Annotated in this window: 14 protein-coding genes and 1 pseudogene; 11 read left to right on the top strand and 4 right to left on the bottom strand. The window is 75.0% G+C overall.

The window, feature by feature from the left end; translation table 11 throughout:
* On the bottom strand, positions 1–786 hold the full coding sequence (locus tag WCD74_RS29620) for a carotenoid biosynthesis protein (RefSeq protein WP_337698531.1): 786 nt from the start codon (positions 784–786) through the stop codon (positions 1–3).
* Between the two features lie 84 nt (positions 787–870).
* Here WCD74_RS29620 and WCD74_RS29625 point away from each other — a divergent pair, with 84 nt between their 5' ends.
* Together WCD74_RS29625 and WCD74_RS29630 are read left to right on the top strand one after the other, a co-directional pair.
* Positions 871–1,992, top strand: a complete 1,122-nt coding sequence (locus WCD74_RS29625) for a glycosyltransferase family 2 protein (RefSeq protein ID WP_337698532.1) — start codon at positions 871–873, stop codon at positions 1,990–1,992.
* 28 nt (positions 1,993–2,020) lie between these two features.
* On the top strand, positions 2,021–3,652 hold the full coding sequence (locus WCD74_RS29630) for a phytoene desaturase family protein (protein ID WP_337698533.1): 1,632 nt from the start codon (positions 2,021–2,023) through the stop codon (positions 3,650–3,652).
* A 28-nt stretch (positions 3,653–3,680) separates the two neighbouring features.
* Here WCD74_RS29630 and WCD74_RS29635 read toward each other — a convergent pair.
* Positions 3,681–4,142, bottom strand: a pseudogene (locus tag WCD74_RS29635) (CDP-alcohol phosphatidyltransferase family protein); the annotation flags it as partial.
* Between the two features lie 27 nt (positions 4,143–4,169).
* Here WCD74_RS29635 and WCD74_RS29640 point away from each other — a divergent pair.
* The 8 genes from WCD74_RS29640 (at position 4,170) to WCD74_RS29675 (ending at position 13,882) form a co-directional block, all read left to right on the top strand.
* A complete protein-coding gene (locus WCD74_RS29640; protein WP_337698534.1) occupies positions 4,170–5,015 on the top strand; it encodes a YihY/virulence factor BrkB family protein in 846 nt (281 codons plus the stop codon).
* A 29-nt stretch (positions 5,016–5,044) separates the two neighbouring features.
* Positions 5,045–6,013, top strand: a complete 969-nt coding sequence (locus WCD74_RS29645) for an NADPH:quinone reductase (RefSeq protein ID WP_337698535.1) — start codon at positions 5,045–5,047, stop codon at positions 6,011–6,013.
* 58 nt (positions 6,014–6,071) lie between these two features.
* The gene (locus WCD74_RS29650) at positions 6,072–6,605 is read left to right on the top strand and encodes a hypothetical protein (RefSeq protein ID WP_337698536.1); all 534 of its coding nucleotides are present in this window, start codon (positions 6,072–6,074) and stop codon (positions 6,603–6,605) included.
* Between the two features lie 60 nt (positions 6,606–6,665).
* Positions 6,666–8,402 (top strand): GMC oxidoreductase, encoded by a 1,737-nt coding sequence (locus tag WCD74_RS29655; RefSeq protein ID WP_337698544.1) that lies wholly within the window; start codon positions 6,666–6,668, stop codon positions 8,400–8,402.
* A 321-nt stretch (positions 8,403–8,723) separates the two neighbouring features.
* On the top strand, positions 8,724–9,413 hold the full coding sequence (gene pepE / locus WCD74_RS29660) for a dipeptidase PepE (protein WP_337698537.1): 690 nt from the start codon (positions 8,724–8,726) through the stop codon (positions 9,411–9,413).
* The gene (locus WCD74_RS29665; RefSeq protein WP_337698538.1) at positions 9,395–10,609 is read left to right on the top strand and encodes an amidohydrolase family protein; all 1,215 of its coding nucleotides are present in this window, start codon (positions 9,395–9,397) and stop codon (positions 10,607–10,609) included. Before pepE ends, WCD74_RS29665 begins: the two co-directional genes overlap by 19 nt.
* Before the next feature lie 20 nt (positions 10,610–10,629).
* Positions 10,630–13,572 (top strand): FAD-binding and (Fe-S)-binding domain-containing protein, encoded by a 2,943-nt coding sequence (locus tag WCD74_RS29670; protein ID WP_337698539.1) that lies wholly within the window; start codon positions 10,630–10,632, stop codon positions 13,570–13,572.
* Complete coding sequence (locus WCD74_RS29675; protein WP_337698540.1) at positions 13,565–13,882, top strand: DUF5313 family protein; 318 nt, start codon at positions 13,565–13,567, stop codon at positions 13,880–13,882. Before WCD74_RS29670 ends, WCD74_RS29675 begins: the two co-directional genes overlap by 8 nt.
* On the opposite strand, the gene WCD74_RS29680 is transcribed toward WCD74_RS29675, so the two are convergent.
* Positions 13,848–14,369, bottom strand: coding sequence for an acyl-CoA-like ligand-binding transcription factor (locus tag WCD74_RS29680; protein ID WP_337698541.1), 522 nt, complete (start codon positions 14,367–14,369; stop codon positions 13,848–13,850). The two genes, WCD74_RS29675 and WCD74_RS29680, sit on opposite strands and share 35 nt — an antisense overlap.
* Positions 14,370–14,546: 177 nt before the next feature.
* On the opposite strand from WCD74_RS29680, the gene WCD74_RS29685 reads away from it, so the two are divergent.
* On the top strand, positions 14,547–14,678 hold the full coding sequence (locus WCD74_RS29685; RefSeq protein ID WP_337698542.1) for a hypothetical protein: 132 nt from the start codon (positions 14,547–14,549) through the stop codon (positions 14,676–14,678).
* Here WCD74_RS29685 and WCD74_RS29690 read toward each other — a convergent pair.
* Positions 14,639–15,238: a GNAT family N-acetyltransferase gene (locus tag WCD74_RS29690; protein ID WP_337698543.1), complete on the bottom strand. Its 600-nt coding sequence runs from the start codon at positions 15,236–15,238 to the stop codon at positions 14,639–14,641. The two genes, WCD74_RS29685 and WCD74_RS29690, sit on opposite strands and share 40 nt — an antisense overlap.
* Positions 15,239–15,423 lie beyond the last annotated feature (185 nt).

The raw sequence follows: 15,423 nt of genomic DNA on the forward strand, positions 1-15,423 counted from the left end.
TTAACCGGCCCGGCGCCGCCACGTCGCGACCGCGACGGGCACCGCCACCAGGCCCATCCCGAGGCCGCCGACCACCGCGGACCCGGGGAGCCCGAAGAACGCCAGGTGGGCGAGCACGGACGAGGCGTAGACCCACAGGTAGAGCGCGCTCGCCGGCGACGACACCGGACCGCGGCGCGGCCCCAGGGCCAGGTGCAGGGCGCCCACGACGAGCACCGACACCAGGACCCACCCGGCGTAGTTCGTCAGCGGCACGTCCGGCACGAGCGGCAGGGCCGGGGACGGGTCGCTCCAGACCCAGTGCCCGGCGGCGACCATCTGCGGGTCGAGGAACAGGTCCCAGGCGGCCAGGGCGAGCGCACCGACGACGACCGGGGGGACGACGCGCACCGCGAGCGCCCGTCCGACGACGAGCGCCGGCCAGGCCATCATCGCCCACGCGAGCGGGACGACCAGCGGCACGCCGAGCACCTCCGCCCCGAGCGTCCCGGTGTAGGCGTAGGACCCGAACGGCACCCCGGTGGCGAGCCCGACCGCCTCCGCGACCAGGCCGCCGCCCCCCGCGACGACGACCAGCGCCACCCCGCCGCGCACGCCGTGCACCCGCACGACGTCGGCCAGCGAGGCGAGGAAGAACACGACCACGCTGATGACCGTCACCGCGGTGTCCCACGCGTCCGGCACCAGCGGGTAGACGATCTGCACCAGCACCGCCGCACCCACCAGGACCCAGGTGAGGGTGAGCCGCCCGGGCGTCGTCACCCGGGGCGCGGTCCTCGTCAGCATCTCCGGCGCCTCCACGCTCGATCACACCACGTCGGACCTCGCGACCGCTCTGCGGTGTCGATCGGGCGTGCCTACGGTGCCGGGGTGCCCGCCGCGCGTCCGTCCTCACCCAGGCACTTCCTGGTGATCTCCGGCTCCCTCCTCGCGCTCGCCGGCACCGTCCACCAGCTGGTCAACCTGACGCTGCTGCGCCGCCCGCCCGCCGCGCCCGAGCCGGTCGGCGTCCCCGTCTCGGTCCTGGTGCCGGCCCGGGACGAGGCCGCCCGGATCGGGCCCACCGTCCGGTCCCTGCTCGCCCAGCGCGGCGTGGCCGACCTCGAGGTCCTGGTGCTCGACGACGGCTCCACCGACGGCACCGCGGACGTCGTCGCGGCGACCGCGGACGGCGACCCCCGGCTGCGGGTCCTGCCCGGCCGGCCGCCGCCGCCGGGCGGGCTCGGCAAGCCGCACGCCTGCGCCCAGCTGGCCGCGGCCGCGCGCGGGGAGATCCTGGTGTTCGTCGACGCCGACGTCGTGCTCGCCCCGCACGCGGTCGCGGCGGCGGTGGCCGTGCTGCGCGCCCCCGCACCCTTGGACCTGGTCTCGCCGTGGCCCCGACAGGCCGTGTCGGGCCTGCTCGGGCGCCTGGTCCAGCCGCTGCTGGCGTGGTCGTGGCTCACGACGCTGCCGCTGCGCGCGGCCGAGCGCAGCCACCGACCGTCCATGGTCGCCGCCAACGGGCAGTTCCTGGTCGTCGGGGCCGCGGCGCTGGCGCGCGCGGGTGGGTGGGCCGCGGTGCGGGGCGCGGTCCTCGACGACATCGCGCTGGCCCGGGCGGTCCGCCGCTCCGGCGGCCGCACGGGCGTCGCGGACGGGTCCGGGCTGGCCGTCTGCCGGATGTACGACACCGGCCGGGACCTGCACGCCGGGTACCGCAAGTCGCTGTGGGCGGCGTTCGGGTCGCCGGTCGGGTCGGCGGCGGTCGCGGCCGCGCTCCTGCTGGTCTACGTCGTCCCCCCGGCGGCCGCACTCGCGGGGTCCCGCACCGGCCTGGTCGGGTACGGCGCCGCCGTGACGGGCCGGCTGCTCGCGTCGCGGTTCTGCGCCACGACGCGTTGGGACACCGTCGCGCACCCGGTCTCCGTGCTCACCACGGTGGCGCTGCTCGCCTCGTCGTGGGTCGGTCGGGTGCGGGGCACCCTGACCTGGAAGGGTCGCCGGCTGTGACCGGGCGAGCGCAGCGACGGGGCGCCCGATGAGGGTGGTGGTCGTCGGCGCGGGCCTCGGGGGCCTGGCGACGGCCGCACGGCTCGCCGCCGCCGGGCACGACGTCGAGGTGCACGAGCAGGCGGACACCGCCGGCGGGAAGCTCGGCGTCGTCGAACGCGAGGGCTTCACCTTCGACACCGGCCCGTCCCTGCTCACCCTGCCGGGGCTGCTCGCCGACCTGTTCGCGACGACGGGTGGGCCGGCCGACCTGCCGGTCGAGCCCGTCGACCCCGCCTGCGAGTACCGCTTCGCGGACGGCACCCGCCTCGCGCTGCCGCACGACCCGGCGGAGATCCCGGCGGCGTTCGAGGCGGCCCTCGGCGGGGGGACCGGCGCCGCGTGGGCGCGGTTGCACGCCCGCTCGCGGCACCTGTGGGAGCTCGTCGGCGAGGACGTGCTGCGCCGACCGCTCACGCTGCGGGCCCTCGCGCGGATGAGCGCGAGCCCCTCCGGCCTGGCCGCGGTGGCGCCGTGGCGCACCGTGCGCGGGCTCGCCCGGCGGCTGCTGCCCGACCCGCGGCAACGCACCTGGCTGGAGCGCTACGCCACCTACTCGGGCTCCGACCCGCGGCGCACGCCCGCGGTGCTCTCGGTGACGTCGTTCGTCGAGCAGGAGTTCGGCGCCTGGTACGTGCCCGGCGGCCTGCGCCGCATCGTCGACGTCCTGCTCGACCGGTGCCGCGCGCTCGGTGTCGCCGTGCACCTGTCGTCCCCGGTGCACGCCGTGCTCGTGGAGGGCGGGCGCGCGGTCGGGGTCCGGCTCGACGACCGCGAGGTGCGCGCCGACGCGGTCGTCGCCAACGCGGACGCCGCCGAGCTGTACGGACACCTCCTCCCGCGCGCCGCCGCGGGCCGGGTCCGCCGGCGGCTGCGCCGGACCGCCCCGTCCAGCGCGGGCTTCGTCCTGCTGCTGGGCCTGGACGGCCGCGCACCGGGCGCCGCGCACCGCGTGTTCTTCCCGGCCGACTACACCGCCGAGTTCGACGCGGTCTTCGGCCCGCACCCGCGCCCGGTCGACGACCCCACGATCTACGTGCACGCCCCGGACGACCCGGCCCTGCGGCCCGACGACGCCTCCGAGGGCTGGTTCGTGCTGGTCAACGCACCGGTCCACCATCCCGGTCGGGGCGTGGACTGGAACGCCCCGGGGCTCGCGGACCGCTACGCCGAGCACGTGCTCGACACGCTGGCCGCCCGCGGCGTCGACGTGCGCGACCGTCTCCGGTTCGTCGAGATCCGCACCCCCGCCGACCTGGAGCGCGCGACGCTGTCCCCCGGCGGCGCGATCTACGGCACCGCCTCGCACGGCCCGCGCGCCGCGCTGCGCCGACCCGCGAACGCCGCTCCCGTGCCCGGGCTCCACCTGGTCGGGGGTTCGGCGCACCCGGGCGGCGGCATCCCGCTGGTGCTGATGTCGGCCGAGATCGTCGCGGGGCTCATCGGTCCGGCGGGAACGCCCGCGGGATCGTCCGCCGCACCCCCACGGCCAGCTGCACCAGCCCGACCGCGGCCAGCAGGAGCCACGCCACCAGGAACGTCGTCCCCCAGCTCCACCCCGGACCCGGCACCCCGCCCGGCAGGACCGCGGCCCCGAACGACGGGAGGGCGACGAGGATGATCCGCGTCGGCCGCTCGGCCACCGTCACCGCACCCGCCCTGGGCATCCCCACGCCCTGGGCCCGCGCCCGTGCGTACTCGTGCAGCAGCGTCACCGCCGCGGCGGCGGCCGCCATCCACAACGGCCCCCCGAGCACGGCGAGCACGGCGACCAGCAGGAGATCGCCCAGCCGGTCGCACACCGCGTCGACGACCGCCCCCAGCGGACGGGCCCGCCCGGTCGCGAGCGCCACCGCACCGTCGAGGCCGTCGAGCACCCCGCCGAGCACGACGAGCACGCCCGCGAGCGCGGGCCAGCCCGCACCCGCCGTCGTCGCGAACAGCGCGAGGGCGAGGACGGCGACGCCGGCCACCGAGAGCACGTCGGGCGGCACGCCGCGCACCGGTCGCACGAGGGCGCGCACCAGACCGAGCCAACCGCGCACCAGCCGCGACGGCTCGATGCCGCCGTGCAGGGCGGACCAGCCCTCGTCGTCCGCCCCCCGGTCCACGACCCCAGCCTGCCACCGGGAGCCGCGATGACGACCCGTCGGGACCGGGCCCGGCAGCTCGCGAGCGAGGTCGGGCGGACCTTCCCGGTCAGCGACGTCGCGCTCTGGGCCGCCGGCGCCACGTACTTCGGCATCGTCGGGCTCGTCCCGCTCGCCCTGGCCTCGCTGTGGGCGGTGGGGCACCTCGTCGGCGGCGAGGCCGTGACGCGGTCGATGGAGGCCGCGATCGGCGGGCTCCCGGGCGGGCACGGCACGCCGCAGGCGCTGCGGACGCTGACGTCGATCGCGCTGGGGATGTCCTGGGTGCAGGCGCTGGTCGTGCTGTTCCCCGCCAGCCTCTACGGCGAGGGCCTGCGGCGCGCGTTCCGGCAGTTCGCCGACGTCACCGACACCCTCACCGGCTGGCGCGGACGCCTGGGGCTGCTCGGCGTCGCGCTCGTGGCCCCGTTCCTGGTCCTCGTCGTGCTCACCGCGTCGCCGCTGGTCGGGCCGCTCTACGCCGACGGCGGGTGGTCGCTGGTGTGGGGGATCGTGATCGCCTTCCACGTGGTGTTCCTGACGGTGTCCCTGGCGCTGGTCGCGCTGTTCCGGTTCGTCGCGCCCGGGCACCTGGGCACGCGGGCGGTGCTGATCGGCGGCTTCGGCACCGGATCCGTGATCGCGGGCTTCCTGCAGGGCTTCGTGTTGTTCCTGGCCATCCCGATCGAGTGGTCGGCGCCCTTCGGCGGGCTGCCGATCGTGGGCGCCGTGACCGCCCTCGCCCTGTGGCTCTTCCTGCTGCACCTGATCCTGCTCGCGGGCTACCGGGCCACCGTCGTCGTCGACGCCGCGTTCGCGCGGAGCCGGGAGCACGCCGAGTCCGAGACGGTCTGACCACGCGTCGGGCGGGGAACTCGGACGGCATGAAGGCAGCCGTCTACCGGAAGACCGGACCCGCCGCGGACGTCCTCGCGATCGAGGACGTCGAGGTCCCCGAGCCCGGGCCCGGCCAGGTCCGGGTCCGCGTCACCCGCTCCGCGATCAACCCCACCGACTGGAAGACGCGGGCGGGGCTCACCGGCCGCGACCCCGAGGACTTCCAGATCCCGCACCAGGACGGCGCGGGCGTGGTCGACGCCGTCGGCGAGGGCGTCACCGACCGCGAGGTCGGCACGCGGGTGTGGACCTACCTGTCGGCCTTCGGCAACCGCTACGGCTCCGCGGCCGAGTACAGCGTGCTGCCGGCCGAGCGCACCGTCCCGCTGCCCGACGACGCGTCCGACGACCTCGGCGCGTGCCTGGGTGTCCCGGCGGTCACCGCCGCGCACTGCCTGGGCGGCGACCCGTCGGCGCTCGACGGCGCGACCGTCCTGGTCGCGGGCGGCGCCGGCGCCGTCGGGCACTACGCCATCGAGCTGGCCAAGCACGCGGGCGCCCGGGTCGTCGCCACCGTCAGCTCCGAGGAGAAGGGCGGGCTCGCCCGCGCGGCCGGGGCGGACCTCGTCGTGAACTACCGGGAGGACGACGCGGTCGAGCGCCTGCGCGGCTTCGCCGAGCGGGTCGACCGCATCGTCGAGGTCGCCCTGGGCGCGAACACCGAGCTCGACCTCGCCGTCAGCGACAACACGACCATCGCGGTCTACGCGAACGAGCCGAACGACCCGGTGCTCCCGGTCCGCCGCTTCATGGTGACGAACACGGCCGTCCAGTTCGTGCTCCTGTACAACATCCCCGCCGCCGCGATGGCCGCCGACATCGCCTGGGTGCGGGGCGCGGTCGCGGCCGGAGCGCTCTCTCCGCTGCAGGTCACGTCCTTCGGGCTGGACGACGTCGTCGCAGCTCAGGAGGCGGTGGAGAACGGCGCGGTCGGGAAGGTCATGCTGGTCCCCTGACCCGCGGGCGGACGCTCCCGGGGAGGAACCCTCATCGTCGACCCCCGGGAGGCCGTCCGTGGCCAGTCGTTCCGACCGCTTCGAGGTCCTGTCGGACGTGATGCTCGCGTGGACCCCCGCGCCGGAGTCCGAGGGCGACCCCGCGTGGATCCGCTCGCCGAAGGCCCGGTTCGACTCCGACGGCGACCGCACCGGGACCCGCGTCTCGTGGCAGCTCGCGGTGTCGCACTCGCGGGACAAGCGCGTCGGCCCCGGCACGGTCGGCTGGGTGCACGAGTGGACCGGGCGCGGCCGCGTGGCCGCCGTCGTGATCTTCGAGAGCAACCCGTACTCGCGCACCGGCGAGAACAACGAGGTCGACTGGTACGCGGACGGCATCCTCGGGGTCATCCCGGAGGAGGACCGCGTCGCCGCCGAGACGATCATGGCGCACCCCGGCTGGAAGCCGAGCGCGCCCTACGTCGGGACCAAGGGTCGGCAGTTCAAGGACGGGGCGCCGGTGGCACCGGGCAACGCCCCGGTGCTGCGCGAGCTGGTGGACGCCGAGACCGCGCGCTGGCTGGGGATCGACGCCCCCGCCGGCGCCCGGTAGGTGTGGCGGACAGCTTGTACCTGTGACCTTCCGTCACAGCTACCCGGGCGTTAACGTGCGCTGGTGCGCCACCACCACGAGCACTACGACGTCCTGGTCATCGGCTCCGGCTTCGGCGGCAGCGTCTCGGCCCTGCGCCTGACCGAGAAGGGCTACCGCGTCGGGGTGCTCGAGGCGGGCCGCCGGTTCACCCCGGAGACGCTGCCCTCGACCTCGTGGGACGTCCGGAACTTCCTGTGGGCGCCGCGCCTGGGGTGCTACGGGATCCAGCGCATCCACGTGCTGCGCGACGTGGTCGTGCTCGCCGGCGCGGGCGTGGGCGGCGGGTCGCTGAACTACGCGAACACGCTCTACCAGCCGTCGTCGGAGGCGTTCTACCGCGACCCGCAGTGGTCGTCGATCACCGACTGGCGCGCGGAACTCGACCCGTTCTACGACCAGGCGCAGCGGATGCTCGGCGTCGTCACCCAGCCCAGCGTGACGCCGTCGGACGAGGTGATGCGCCAGGTCGCGCGGGAGTGGGGCCGCGAGGACACGGTGACCCCGACCCAGGTCGGCGTCTACTTCGGCGAGGGTCCCGGGGTGACGGTGCCCGACCCGTTCTTCGGCGGCGCCGGGCCCGACCGCACCGGCTGCCTGGAGTGCGGCGAGTGCATGACCGGCTGCCGGCACGACGCGAAGAACACCCTCGACCGCAACTACCTCGGGCTCGCCGAGCGCGCGGGCGCCCAGGTGCACCCGGAGACGACGGTGCTGTCGGTGCGCCCGGCCGGCTCGGGCTGGGAGGTCGTGACCCGCCCGACCCGGCGCCGTCGTCGGGACCGGACCGTCTTCACGGCCGACCAGGTGATCTTCTCCGCCGGCACGTGGGGCACGCAGTCACTGCTGCACCGGCTCCGCGACACCGGGGTGCTGCCGCGCCTGTCGTCGCGGCTCGGGCACCTGACGCGCACCAACTCCGAGGCGCTGGTCGGCGCGATGTCCCGGCGGGCGTCGGAGCGGGGCGGCCCGCGGGACTTCACCCAGGGCGTCGCGATCACCTCGTCGTGGCACCCGGACGCGGACACCCACATCGAGCCGTGCCGCTACGGCTACGGGTCGAATGCGATGGGCCTGCTCACGACGTTGATGACGGACGGCGGGGGCCGGGTCCCGCGGGGTCTGAAGATTCTCGGGCAGGCGGTGCGCCACCCCGCGCGTTTCGCACGGTCCTTCGACAAGCGCCGTTGGTCGGAGCGCACCGTCATCGCGCTGGTGATGCAGTCGCTGGACAACTCGATCACCGTGCGCCGGCGGTTCGGCCGGCTCGTGTCGCGGCAGGGGCACGGGACGCCGAACCCGACGTGGATCCCGGCCGCGAACGCCACCACCCGACGGATGGCCGAGCTCATCGACGGCGACCCGGGCGGGACCTGGGGCGAGGCCGTGAACATGCCGATGACCGCCCACTTCATCGGCGGCTGCGCGATCGGGGCGTCCTCCGAGACCGGGGTGATCGACGCCTACCAGCGGCTCTACGGCCACGCGGGCCTGCACGTGGTGGACGGCTCGGCGCTCTCGGCGAACCTCGGGGTGAACCCGTCGCTCACCATCACCGCCCAGGCGGAGCGGGCCATGGCGTTCTGGCCGAACAAGGGCGAGACCGACCCGCGCCCGCCGCTGGGCGCCGCGTACGAGCGGCTGGAACCCGTGGCTCCGGTGCGGCCGGTCGTGCCGGCGGACGCACCGGGGGCCCTCCGGACGGTCACGCTGCCCGTCCCTCCCGTGCCGCCGCGCACGCCCGTGGCAGGGTCCTGACGGCAGGTCGGTGCCGGGCGGCGGCGCGCCGCCGGAGGGTGCTCGTTCGTGGGCGGAGGGCGCGTCCGGTCGGCGGGCCGAGCACCGTCGGGCGGCAAGATCCTCTTCAGCAGCGCGGACCGATCGGTCCCCGCCCCTCTCCGCTCCCTGGAACGGGATCTTGGCTGTTCGGCGGGCCTCCATCTCCGACCCATAACGCGAATGCGACACCAGGCAGGCGCGACGGTCCCCGAACCTGCGCCCTGTCGCACTCGGGCCGGACGTCGTGTCGGCGCCCCGGCCGCCGCGAGGGCTCGCTCACCGGCTGGGAAGCTCGGCGCCGTGCCCGGCGACGTCCTGCTGCTGTCCAACTCCCGCCCGCCCGGCGGCGCGGAGCCGTTCGCGCACGCCCGCGAGGTGCTGGCCCGGCACCTCGGGGACCGCACGGCGTGGTTCCTGCCGTACGCGCAGGCCGACCACGACGCCTATTTCTCCTGGGTGCGCGACGCCCTCGGCGTCGACCTCCGGCCGCTGCACCGCGAACCCGACCCGGCGGCGACGGCGGCTGCGGCCGATGCGGTGTTCGTCGGCGGCGGGAACACGTTCCGGCTCCTCCACGACGTCCGCCGGCTCGGCGTCCTGGAGGCGCTGCGGGCGAACGACGCGTGCCGCTACACCGGCAGCTCGGCCGGCACGAACCTCGCGTGCCCGACCGTGCGGACGACCAACGACATGCCGATCGTCGACCCCGGCGGCCTCGACGCCCTGGCCCGCGTGCCGTTCCAGGTCAACCCGCACTACCTCGACCCGGACCCGGCGAGCACCCATCAGGGCGAGACCCGGGAGGAGCGGATCCGGGAGTTCCACGAGGTGGACGACGTGCAAGTCGTCGGGCTGCGCGAGGGCGCCTGGCTGCACCGGAGCGGCGAGCACCTGACCCTCGACGGGAACAGCGCCCGCCTGTTCCGGCAGGGCGAGGAGCCGCTCGAGCTGACACCGGGTACCGACGTCTCATGGCTGATCTCCTCCTGACGGACGTCCTCCCCCGCGGACACGGGACGCCCGTCGAGGTCCGCGTCGAGGACGGCCGCATCGCGGAGGTCGGGCCCGACCTGACCGCACCCGGCGTCACGACGATCGACGGCGGCGGCCGCCCCGTGCTCCCCGGTCTCGTCGAGCCGCACCTGCACCTGGACAAGGCGCTGCTCGGTGGCGGAGACGGCACGCTGGAGGGCGCGGTGCGGGAGACGGCCGCGATGAAGGAGCACTTCACCCACGACGACGTCGTCGCGCGCGCCGACGACGTCCTGCGTCGGGCGATCCGCCACGGGACGACGCTGGTCCGCACCCCGGTCGACGTCGACCCCACCGTCGGCCTCACGGGCATCGACGCCCTGCTCGACGTCAAGCAGCGCTGGGCCGGCGTGGTCGAGCTGCAGGTCGTCGCGTTCCCGCAGGAGGGCATCGCCGCCCGCCCCGGGACGCACGACCTGCTCGTCGAGGCGCTGCGCCGCGGCGCCGACGTGATCGGCGGCTGCAGTTACGCCGAGGCCGACGTCGAGGCCTGCCGCGAGCACGTGCGGCAGGTGTTCGACCTCGCCGAGCGCTTCGACGTGGACGTCGACGTGCACGCCGACTTCGCCGCCGGTCCGGGCGACCCGCGCCAGGACCTCGCCGGGTTCGTCGCGGACGTCGCCGCCGAGCGCGGGTGGGGCGGCCGCACGACGCTGGGCCACGTCACGACGATGGCCGGCCTCACCCCGGACTCCCGACGGCGGGTCGCGGCGCGGCTCGCGGAGGCCGGCGTCGGGCTCGTCGTCCTGCCGCCGACGGACCTCTACCTCCAGGGTCGCGCGGCACCGGTCGCCGAGCTGCTCGACGCCGGGGTCGCCACCGCCCTGAGCAGCAACAACGTCCGCAACGCCTTCACGCCGTTCGGCACCGCGGACCTGCTCGACGTGACCCTGCTCGCCGCGCACACCCAGCCCTTCGGCACCGCCGAGGGCCTCGACCGGCTGCTCGACCGCGCCACGGCGGGCGCGGCCGCGATGCTGGGCGTCGGCGGCCACGACCTGACCCCCGGGAGCCGGGCCGACCTCGTCGTCCTGGACGCCCCGGGCGCGGACCACCACACCGCGCTGCTCGACCGTGCCCCGCGACGGTTCGTGGTCAGTGGCGGACGCCTCGTGGCCGAGACCGTGACGACGGCGACCCTGCACGGCCCCTGAGCGACCCCGATGATGGAGTCATGACCACCGCACCGATCCGTCCCGGAGCAGACGCGGAGCACTCCCTGCTGGCCCAGGAGCTCGCCGGAGCCGTCCGCGGGTCGGTCCGCTTCGACACCGCGACCCGGGCGATGTGGTCGGCCGACTCGTCGAACTACCGGCACGTTCCGCTCGGGGTCGTCCAGCCCGTCGACGGCGACGACGTGGAGCGGGCGGTCGAGGTCACCCGCCGCCACGGGGTGCCGCTGCTGCCGCTCGGTGCGCGCACCAGCATCTGCGGGCAGTCGGTCAACGAGGCGGTCGTCGTGGACTTCTCCCGGCACATGCGCCGGGTGCTGGAGGTGGACCCGTCGTCGGGAACGGCGCGGGTGCAGCCGGGGACGGTGCTGGACGACCTGCGCGACGCCGGGCGCCCGCACGGCCTCACGTTCGGGCCGGACCCGTCGACGCACAACCGCTGCACGCTCGGCGGGATGATCGGCAACAACGCGTGCGGCTCGCACTCGGTGGCCTGGGGCAAGACCGTCGACAACGTCCGCGCCCTGGACGTCCTGCTCGCCGACGGCACCCGCATGCAGGTCGGCGGCCCGATGGACGACGCCGCGATCGACGCCGCGGCGCGGCGGCCCGGCGCCGAGGGCCGCGTGTACCGCGACCTCAAGGCCCTCCGTGACCGCACGGCCGACCTGGTGCGCAGCGACACCCCCGACCTCACGCGTCGGGTGAGCGGCTACAACGTCGACCAGCTCCTGCCCGAGCACGGGTTCGACCTGGCGAAGGCGCTGGTCGGGACCGAGGGCACCTGCGTGACGATCCTCGAGGCGACCGTCGACATGGTCGCCTCGCCCCCCGTCCGGGCGCTCGCGGTGCTGGGCTTCGAGGACGCCTATGCCGCGGCCGACCACGTCGTCCCGATCCGCGACCACGCACCCCTGACGATCGAGGGCATGGACGTCGGCGTCATCGGGGCCCTGCGCGCCGCCCGACCCGACGACCGCACCCACGAGGGGCTCCCGCGCGGCAAGGGCTGGCTCTACGTCGAGACCGGCGGCGAGACCCGCGAGGAGGCCCACGAGAAGGCCGCGGCGATCGCGAAGGAGATGGCGTTCGCGACGGTGGACGCGAAGGTCGTCAGCGAGCCGAAGGCCATGCGCGCGCTGTGGAAGATCCGCGAGGACGGGTCCGGCATCGTCACGCGAGGTCCCGGCGGCGTCGAGGCGTGGCCGGGCTGGGAGGACGCCGCGGTCCAGCCGGCGAAGTTCGGCTCCTACCTTCGCGAGTTCGACGCGCTGCTCTCGAAGCACGGCCGCACCGGCGCCTACTACGGGCACTTCGGCGATGGCTGTGTGCACGTCCGCATCGACTTCGACCTGCTCACGGCGCCGGGGCTCAAGAACTTCCGCGGGTTCCTCGAGGACGCGGCCGACCTCGCCGTTGCGCACGGCGGGTCGCTGTCCGGCGAGCACGGGGACGGGCAGGCCCGCGCGGAGCTGCTCTCCCGGATGTACTCGCCGCCGATGATGGAGGCGTTCGCCGACTTCAAGGCGGCGTGGGATCCGGACGGCCGGATGAACCCGCACCGCGTCGTCGACCCGCCGCGCATCGACGACGACATCCGGGTGTTCATCGGGCAGCCGACGATCCCCACGCGCACGCAGCTCGACTTCATCCACGACGGCGACCCGGAGACCGGCTTCGCCTCGGCCACGCGGCGCTGCATCGGTGTCGCCAAGTGCATCACCGCGAGCGGCGGCGTGATGTGCCCGAGCTACCGCGTCACCGGCGAGGAGAAGCACTCCACCCGCGGCCGGGCGCGCCTGCTGTTCGAGATGGCCTCCGGCCAGACGGTGCCCGACGGCTGGCGCTCGGAAGAGGTCAACGACGCCCTGGACCTGTGCCTGAGCTGCAAGGGCTGCTCGCGCGACTGCCCGGTCGGCGTCGACATGGCGACCTACAAGACCGAGTTCCTCGCCCAGCACTACGCCGGGCGCGCGAAGGACCGGCCGCGCTCGCACTGGTCGATGGGCTGGCTGCCGGCGTGGCTCGCGATCACGTCGAAGATCCCGGGTGCCCCCCGGATGGCGAACGCGCTCGCGAAGCGGCCCGCCCTGGCGTCGATCGCGAAGAAGGCCGGCGGCATCGCGCCGCAGCGCTCGATCCCGCCGTTCGCGCCCAAGCCGCTGAACCGCCTCCTGGACCGGAAGCGCTACGCGCCCCGACCCGACGTCGGGAACCGCATCCTGCTCTGGACGGACTCCTTCACCCCGGCGTTCGACCCCGAGCTCGCGATCGACGCGATCCGCGTGCTGGAGGCGCTCGGCTACCAGGTGGAGCTGCCGCAGTCCACGGTGTGCTGCGGGCTGACGTGGGTGACCACGGGGCAGGTGTCGGTCGCGCGGCGGGTCATCGAGCGGTCGCTGGAGCGGATCCGGCCGTGGCTCGAGGACGGGGTGCCGATCGTGGGCCTGGAGCCCTCGTGCACCGCGGCGCTGCGCAGCGACTCGCTCAAGGTGCTGGGCCGCGACCACGACCTGGCGCAGGTGGCGTCCCGGTCGATCCGCACGTTCTCCGAGGTGCTCGCCGACCACACCGAGGAGCTGGCGGAGCTGACCGACGGGGCCGAGCGGAAGGCCGTCGTCCAGATCCACTGCCACCAGTACGCCGAGCTGGGCACCGACGCGGACCGGGCCGTCATGGCGGCGCTCGGGGTGCAGGCGGACGTGCTCGACGAGGGCTGCTGCGGCCTGGCCGGCAACTTCGGGTTCGAGGACGGGCACTACGAGGTCTCGACGGCGTGCGCGGAGCGCGGCCTGATGCCGAAGATCCGGGCGGCCTCCTCCGACACGACCGTCCTCGCCGACGGCTACTCCTGCCGCACGCAGATCCGGCAGCTGGACAACGGCGGGCACGAGCCGACGCACCTCGCGCGGCTCACGGCCCGGGCGCTGGGGCTGCGTGCGTAGACCGGGCGTGCTGCGGTGGCTCGCCTACGCGTTCGGGGCGCGCCTGCCGGTGGTGTACGGGGACTGGGTGCTGCACGACCTGACGGTGCGCACCTGGTTCCTGCGCCAGCTCGCGCGGACCACGGTGCAGTGCGTCCCGGTCGCACTGCTCGCCCTGCTGCCGGGACCGGGCTGGCTGCGCGTGGCGCTGCCGTGCTTCGTGTGGTTCTCGGCGATGTTCATGGCCGCGATCTTCTCGCCGCTGATCCGCGAGAAGCGGCTCTACCAGCACGGGTTCATGCCGGAGATCGTGCTGGGCGACCGGGAGTGACGATAGGCGCGTCGGCGAGCGGGATGCCGCCGGCGAGTCGCGCCAGCAGTACGTCCAGCTCCTCGGTGTAGCTGCGCGGCCCCCCGGCGTGCACGCGGGCCACGGCGGCCAGCCGCGTGCCGATGACGACGCCCGCGAAGAGCAGGACGTCCGGGTCGTCGGGGTCACGGCCGACGCCCCGCGCCACCATCGCCGCCACCTGCTCCACGCCGAACGAGTTCCGCTCGCGCAGGATCGCGGCGATCTCCGGCACCGACCGCGCCAGGTCCATCCGGACCTCCTCCAGCGCCCGGGCCTCGTCGTCGAGCGAGCCGAAGGCGTCCCGGACCACGGTCCGCACCGCCTCCAGCAACGGCGTCCCCGCCGGCAACTCGTGCATCACCCGGTCCATCACGGGGTCGACGTCGTCGAGGAGGACGACGTCCTCCTTCGTCGGGAAGTAGCGGAAGAAGGTGCTGCGGCTGACCTCGGCCGCCGCCGCGATCACCTACCGGACCGTTCCGGACGACGGGGTCGGTCCGGCCGCGGGGGACCGCGCACCGGACGCCCCGTTGCGCGGCGGCTCGACGCTGTTCCAGCAGCGGCGGGACGCGGCCTGGACGGTGCTGGCGTTCGGGGGTGCGGTGGCGGCGCGCCAGCCGATCTGTCGGGCGGGTCGGTGCAGGTGCTGGACGCCGACGAGGTGGCGGCGGACGGAACGCTGCGAGAGGCCTACGGCGCCGAGGACGGGACGGTCGTCGTCATCCGGCCGGACGGCTACGTGTGGTCGCGGAGCCTGGCCGCCGTGTCGGTCTGAGCGCCCGGCCACGGTCCCGGCGGGGCGGTGGCGTCCTGCTCGTGGGTCCTGCTGTCGTAGGCGGTCAGCCCGCGGGCCTCGTAGTTCCGGCGGGCGTGGGGTCCGTCGAGCGTGCAGGTGTGCAGCCAGACGCGCGTCACCGGCGGGTGGTCGGGCCACCGATGGTCCAGCCGCCACGCCTCCGTCAGGGCCCGGGTGAGCAGGTGACCGCCGAAGCGTCGGCCGATGGCGTGCGGGAGGAGCCCGAACGACTCGATCTCGACCTCCGTGCCCGCCTCCGTCTGCCGCCCCATCAGCTCGGCGTAGCCGGCCGGGGTGCCGCGGTGATACGCGACCCACGTCTCGAACCCCGCTCTCGTGACGTGGTCGTGCCAGTCGTTCCACGTGAAGCCGAGCTTGTCGGTCCAGTGCCAGGGCCCGCCGACCGCGGTGTAGAGGAAGCGGGTGAACTCGGGCGACGGCTCCTCGGACCGCACGACGACCAGCGGCTCGTCCGGCTCGACGGCGGGCCGTAGCTGGTCGCGCGCCGTCTGCTGGAGATAGGTGGTGGTGACGAGCACGGGTTCACTCCACCACGGCATCGTGCCGGGCTCAGAAGGGTGGTTCGTCGTCGTGGGGGTCGGGTGGCGGGTGGTGTCGGTGCTGGAGGTCGTGCCAGGTGGCGTGTGCGGCGTCGGTGATGCGGCCGTGCTTGTTCGGGCGGGGTCGCCAGGCCGTGGTGGGTTTCGGGATGTGCCAGGCGTCG

It is taken from the genome of Actinomycetospora aurantiaca (genome assembly GCF_037401875.1).
Classification (GTDB): Bacteria; Actinomycetota; Actinomycetes; order Mycobacteriales; family Pseudonocardiaceae; genus Actinomycetospora; species Actinomycetospora aurantiaca.

Excerpts from the sequence above, each read along its gene's own strand:
- WCD74_RS29630 (WP_337698533.1), top strand. The coding sequence starts at position 2,021 with ATGAGGGTGGTGGTCGTCGGCGCGGGCCTCGGGGGCCTGGCGACGGCC.
- WCD74_RS29620 (WP_337698531.1), bottom strand. The coding sequence starts at position 786 with ATGCTGACGAGGACCGCGCCCCGGGTGACGACGCCCGGGCGGCTCACC.
- WCD74_RS29640 (WP_337698534.1), top strand. The coding sequence starts at position 4,170 with ATGACGACCCGTCGGGACCGGGCCCGGCAGCTCGCGAGCGAGGTCGGG.
- WCD74_RS29645 (WP_337698535.1), top strand. The coding sequence starts at position 5,045 with ATGAAGGCAGCCGTCTACCGGAAGACCGGACCCGCCGCGGACGTCCTC.
- WCD74_RS29670 (WP_337698539.1), top strand. The coding sequence starts at position 10,630 with ATGACCACCGCACCGATCCGTCCCGGAGCAGACGCGGAGCACTCCCTG.
- WCD74_RS29665 (WP_337698538.1), top strand. The coding sequence starts at position 9,395 with ATGGCTGATCTCCTCCTGACGGACGTCCTCCCCCGCGGACACGGGACG.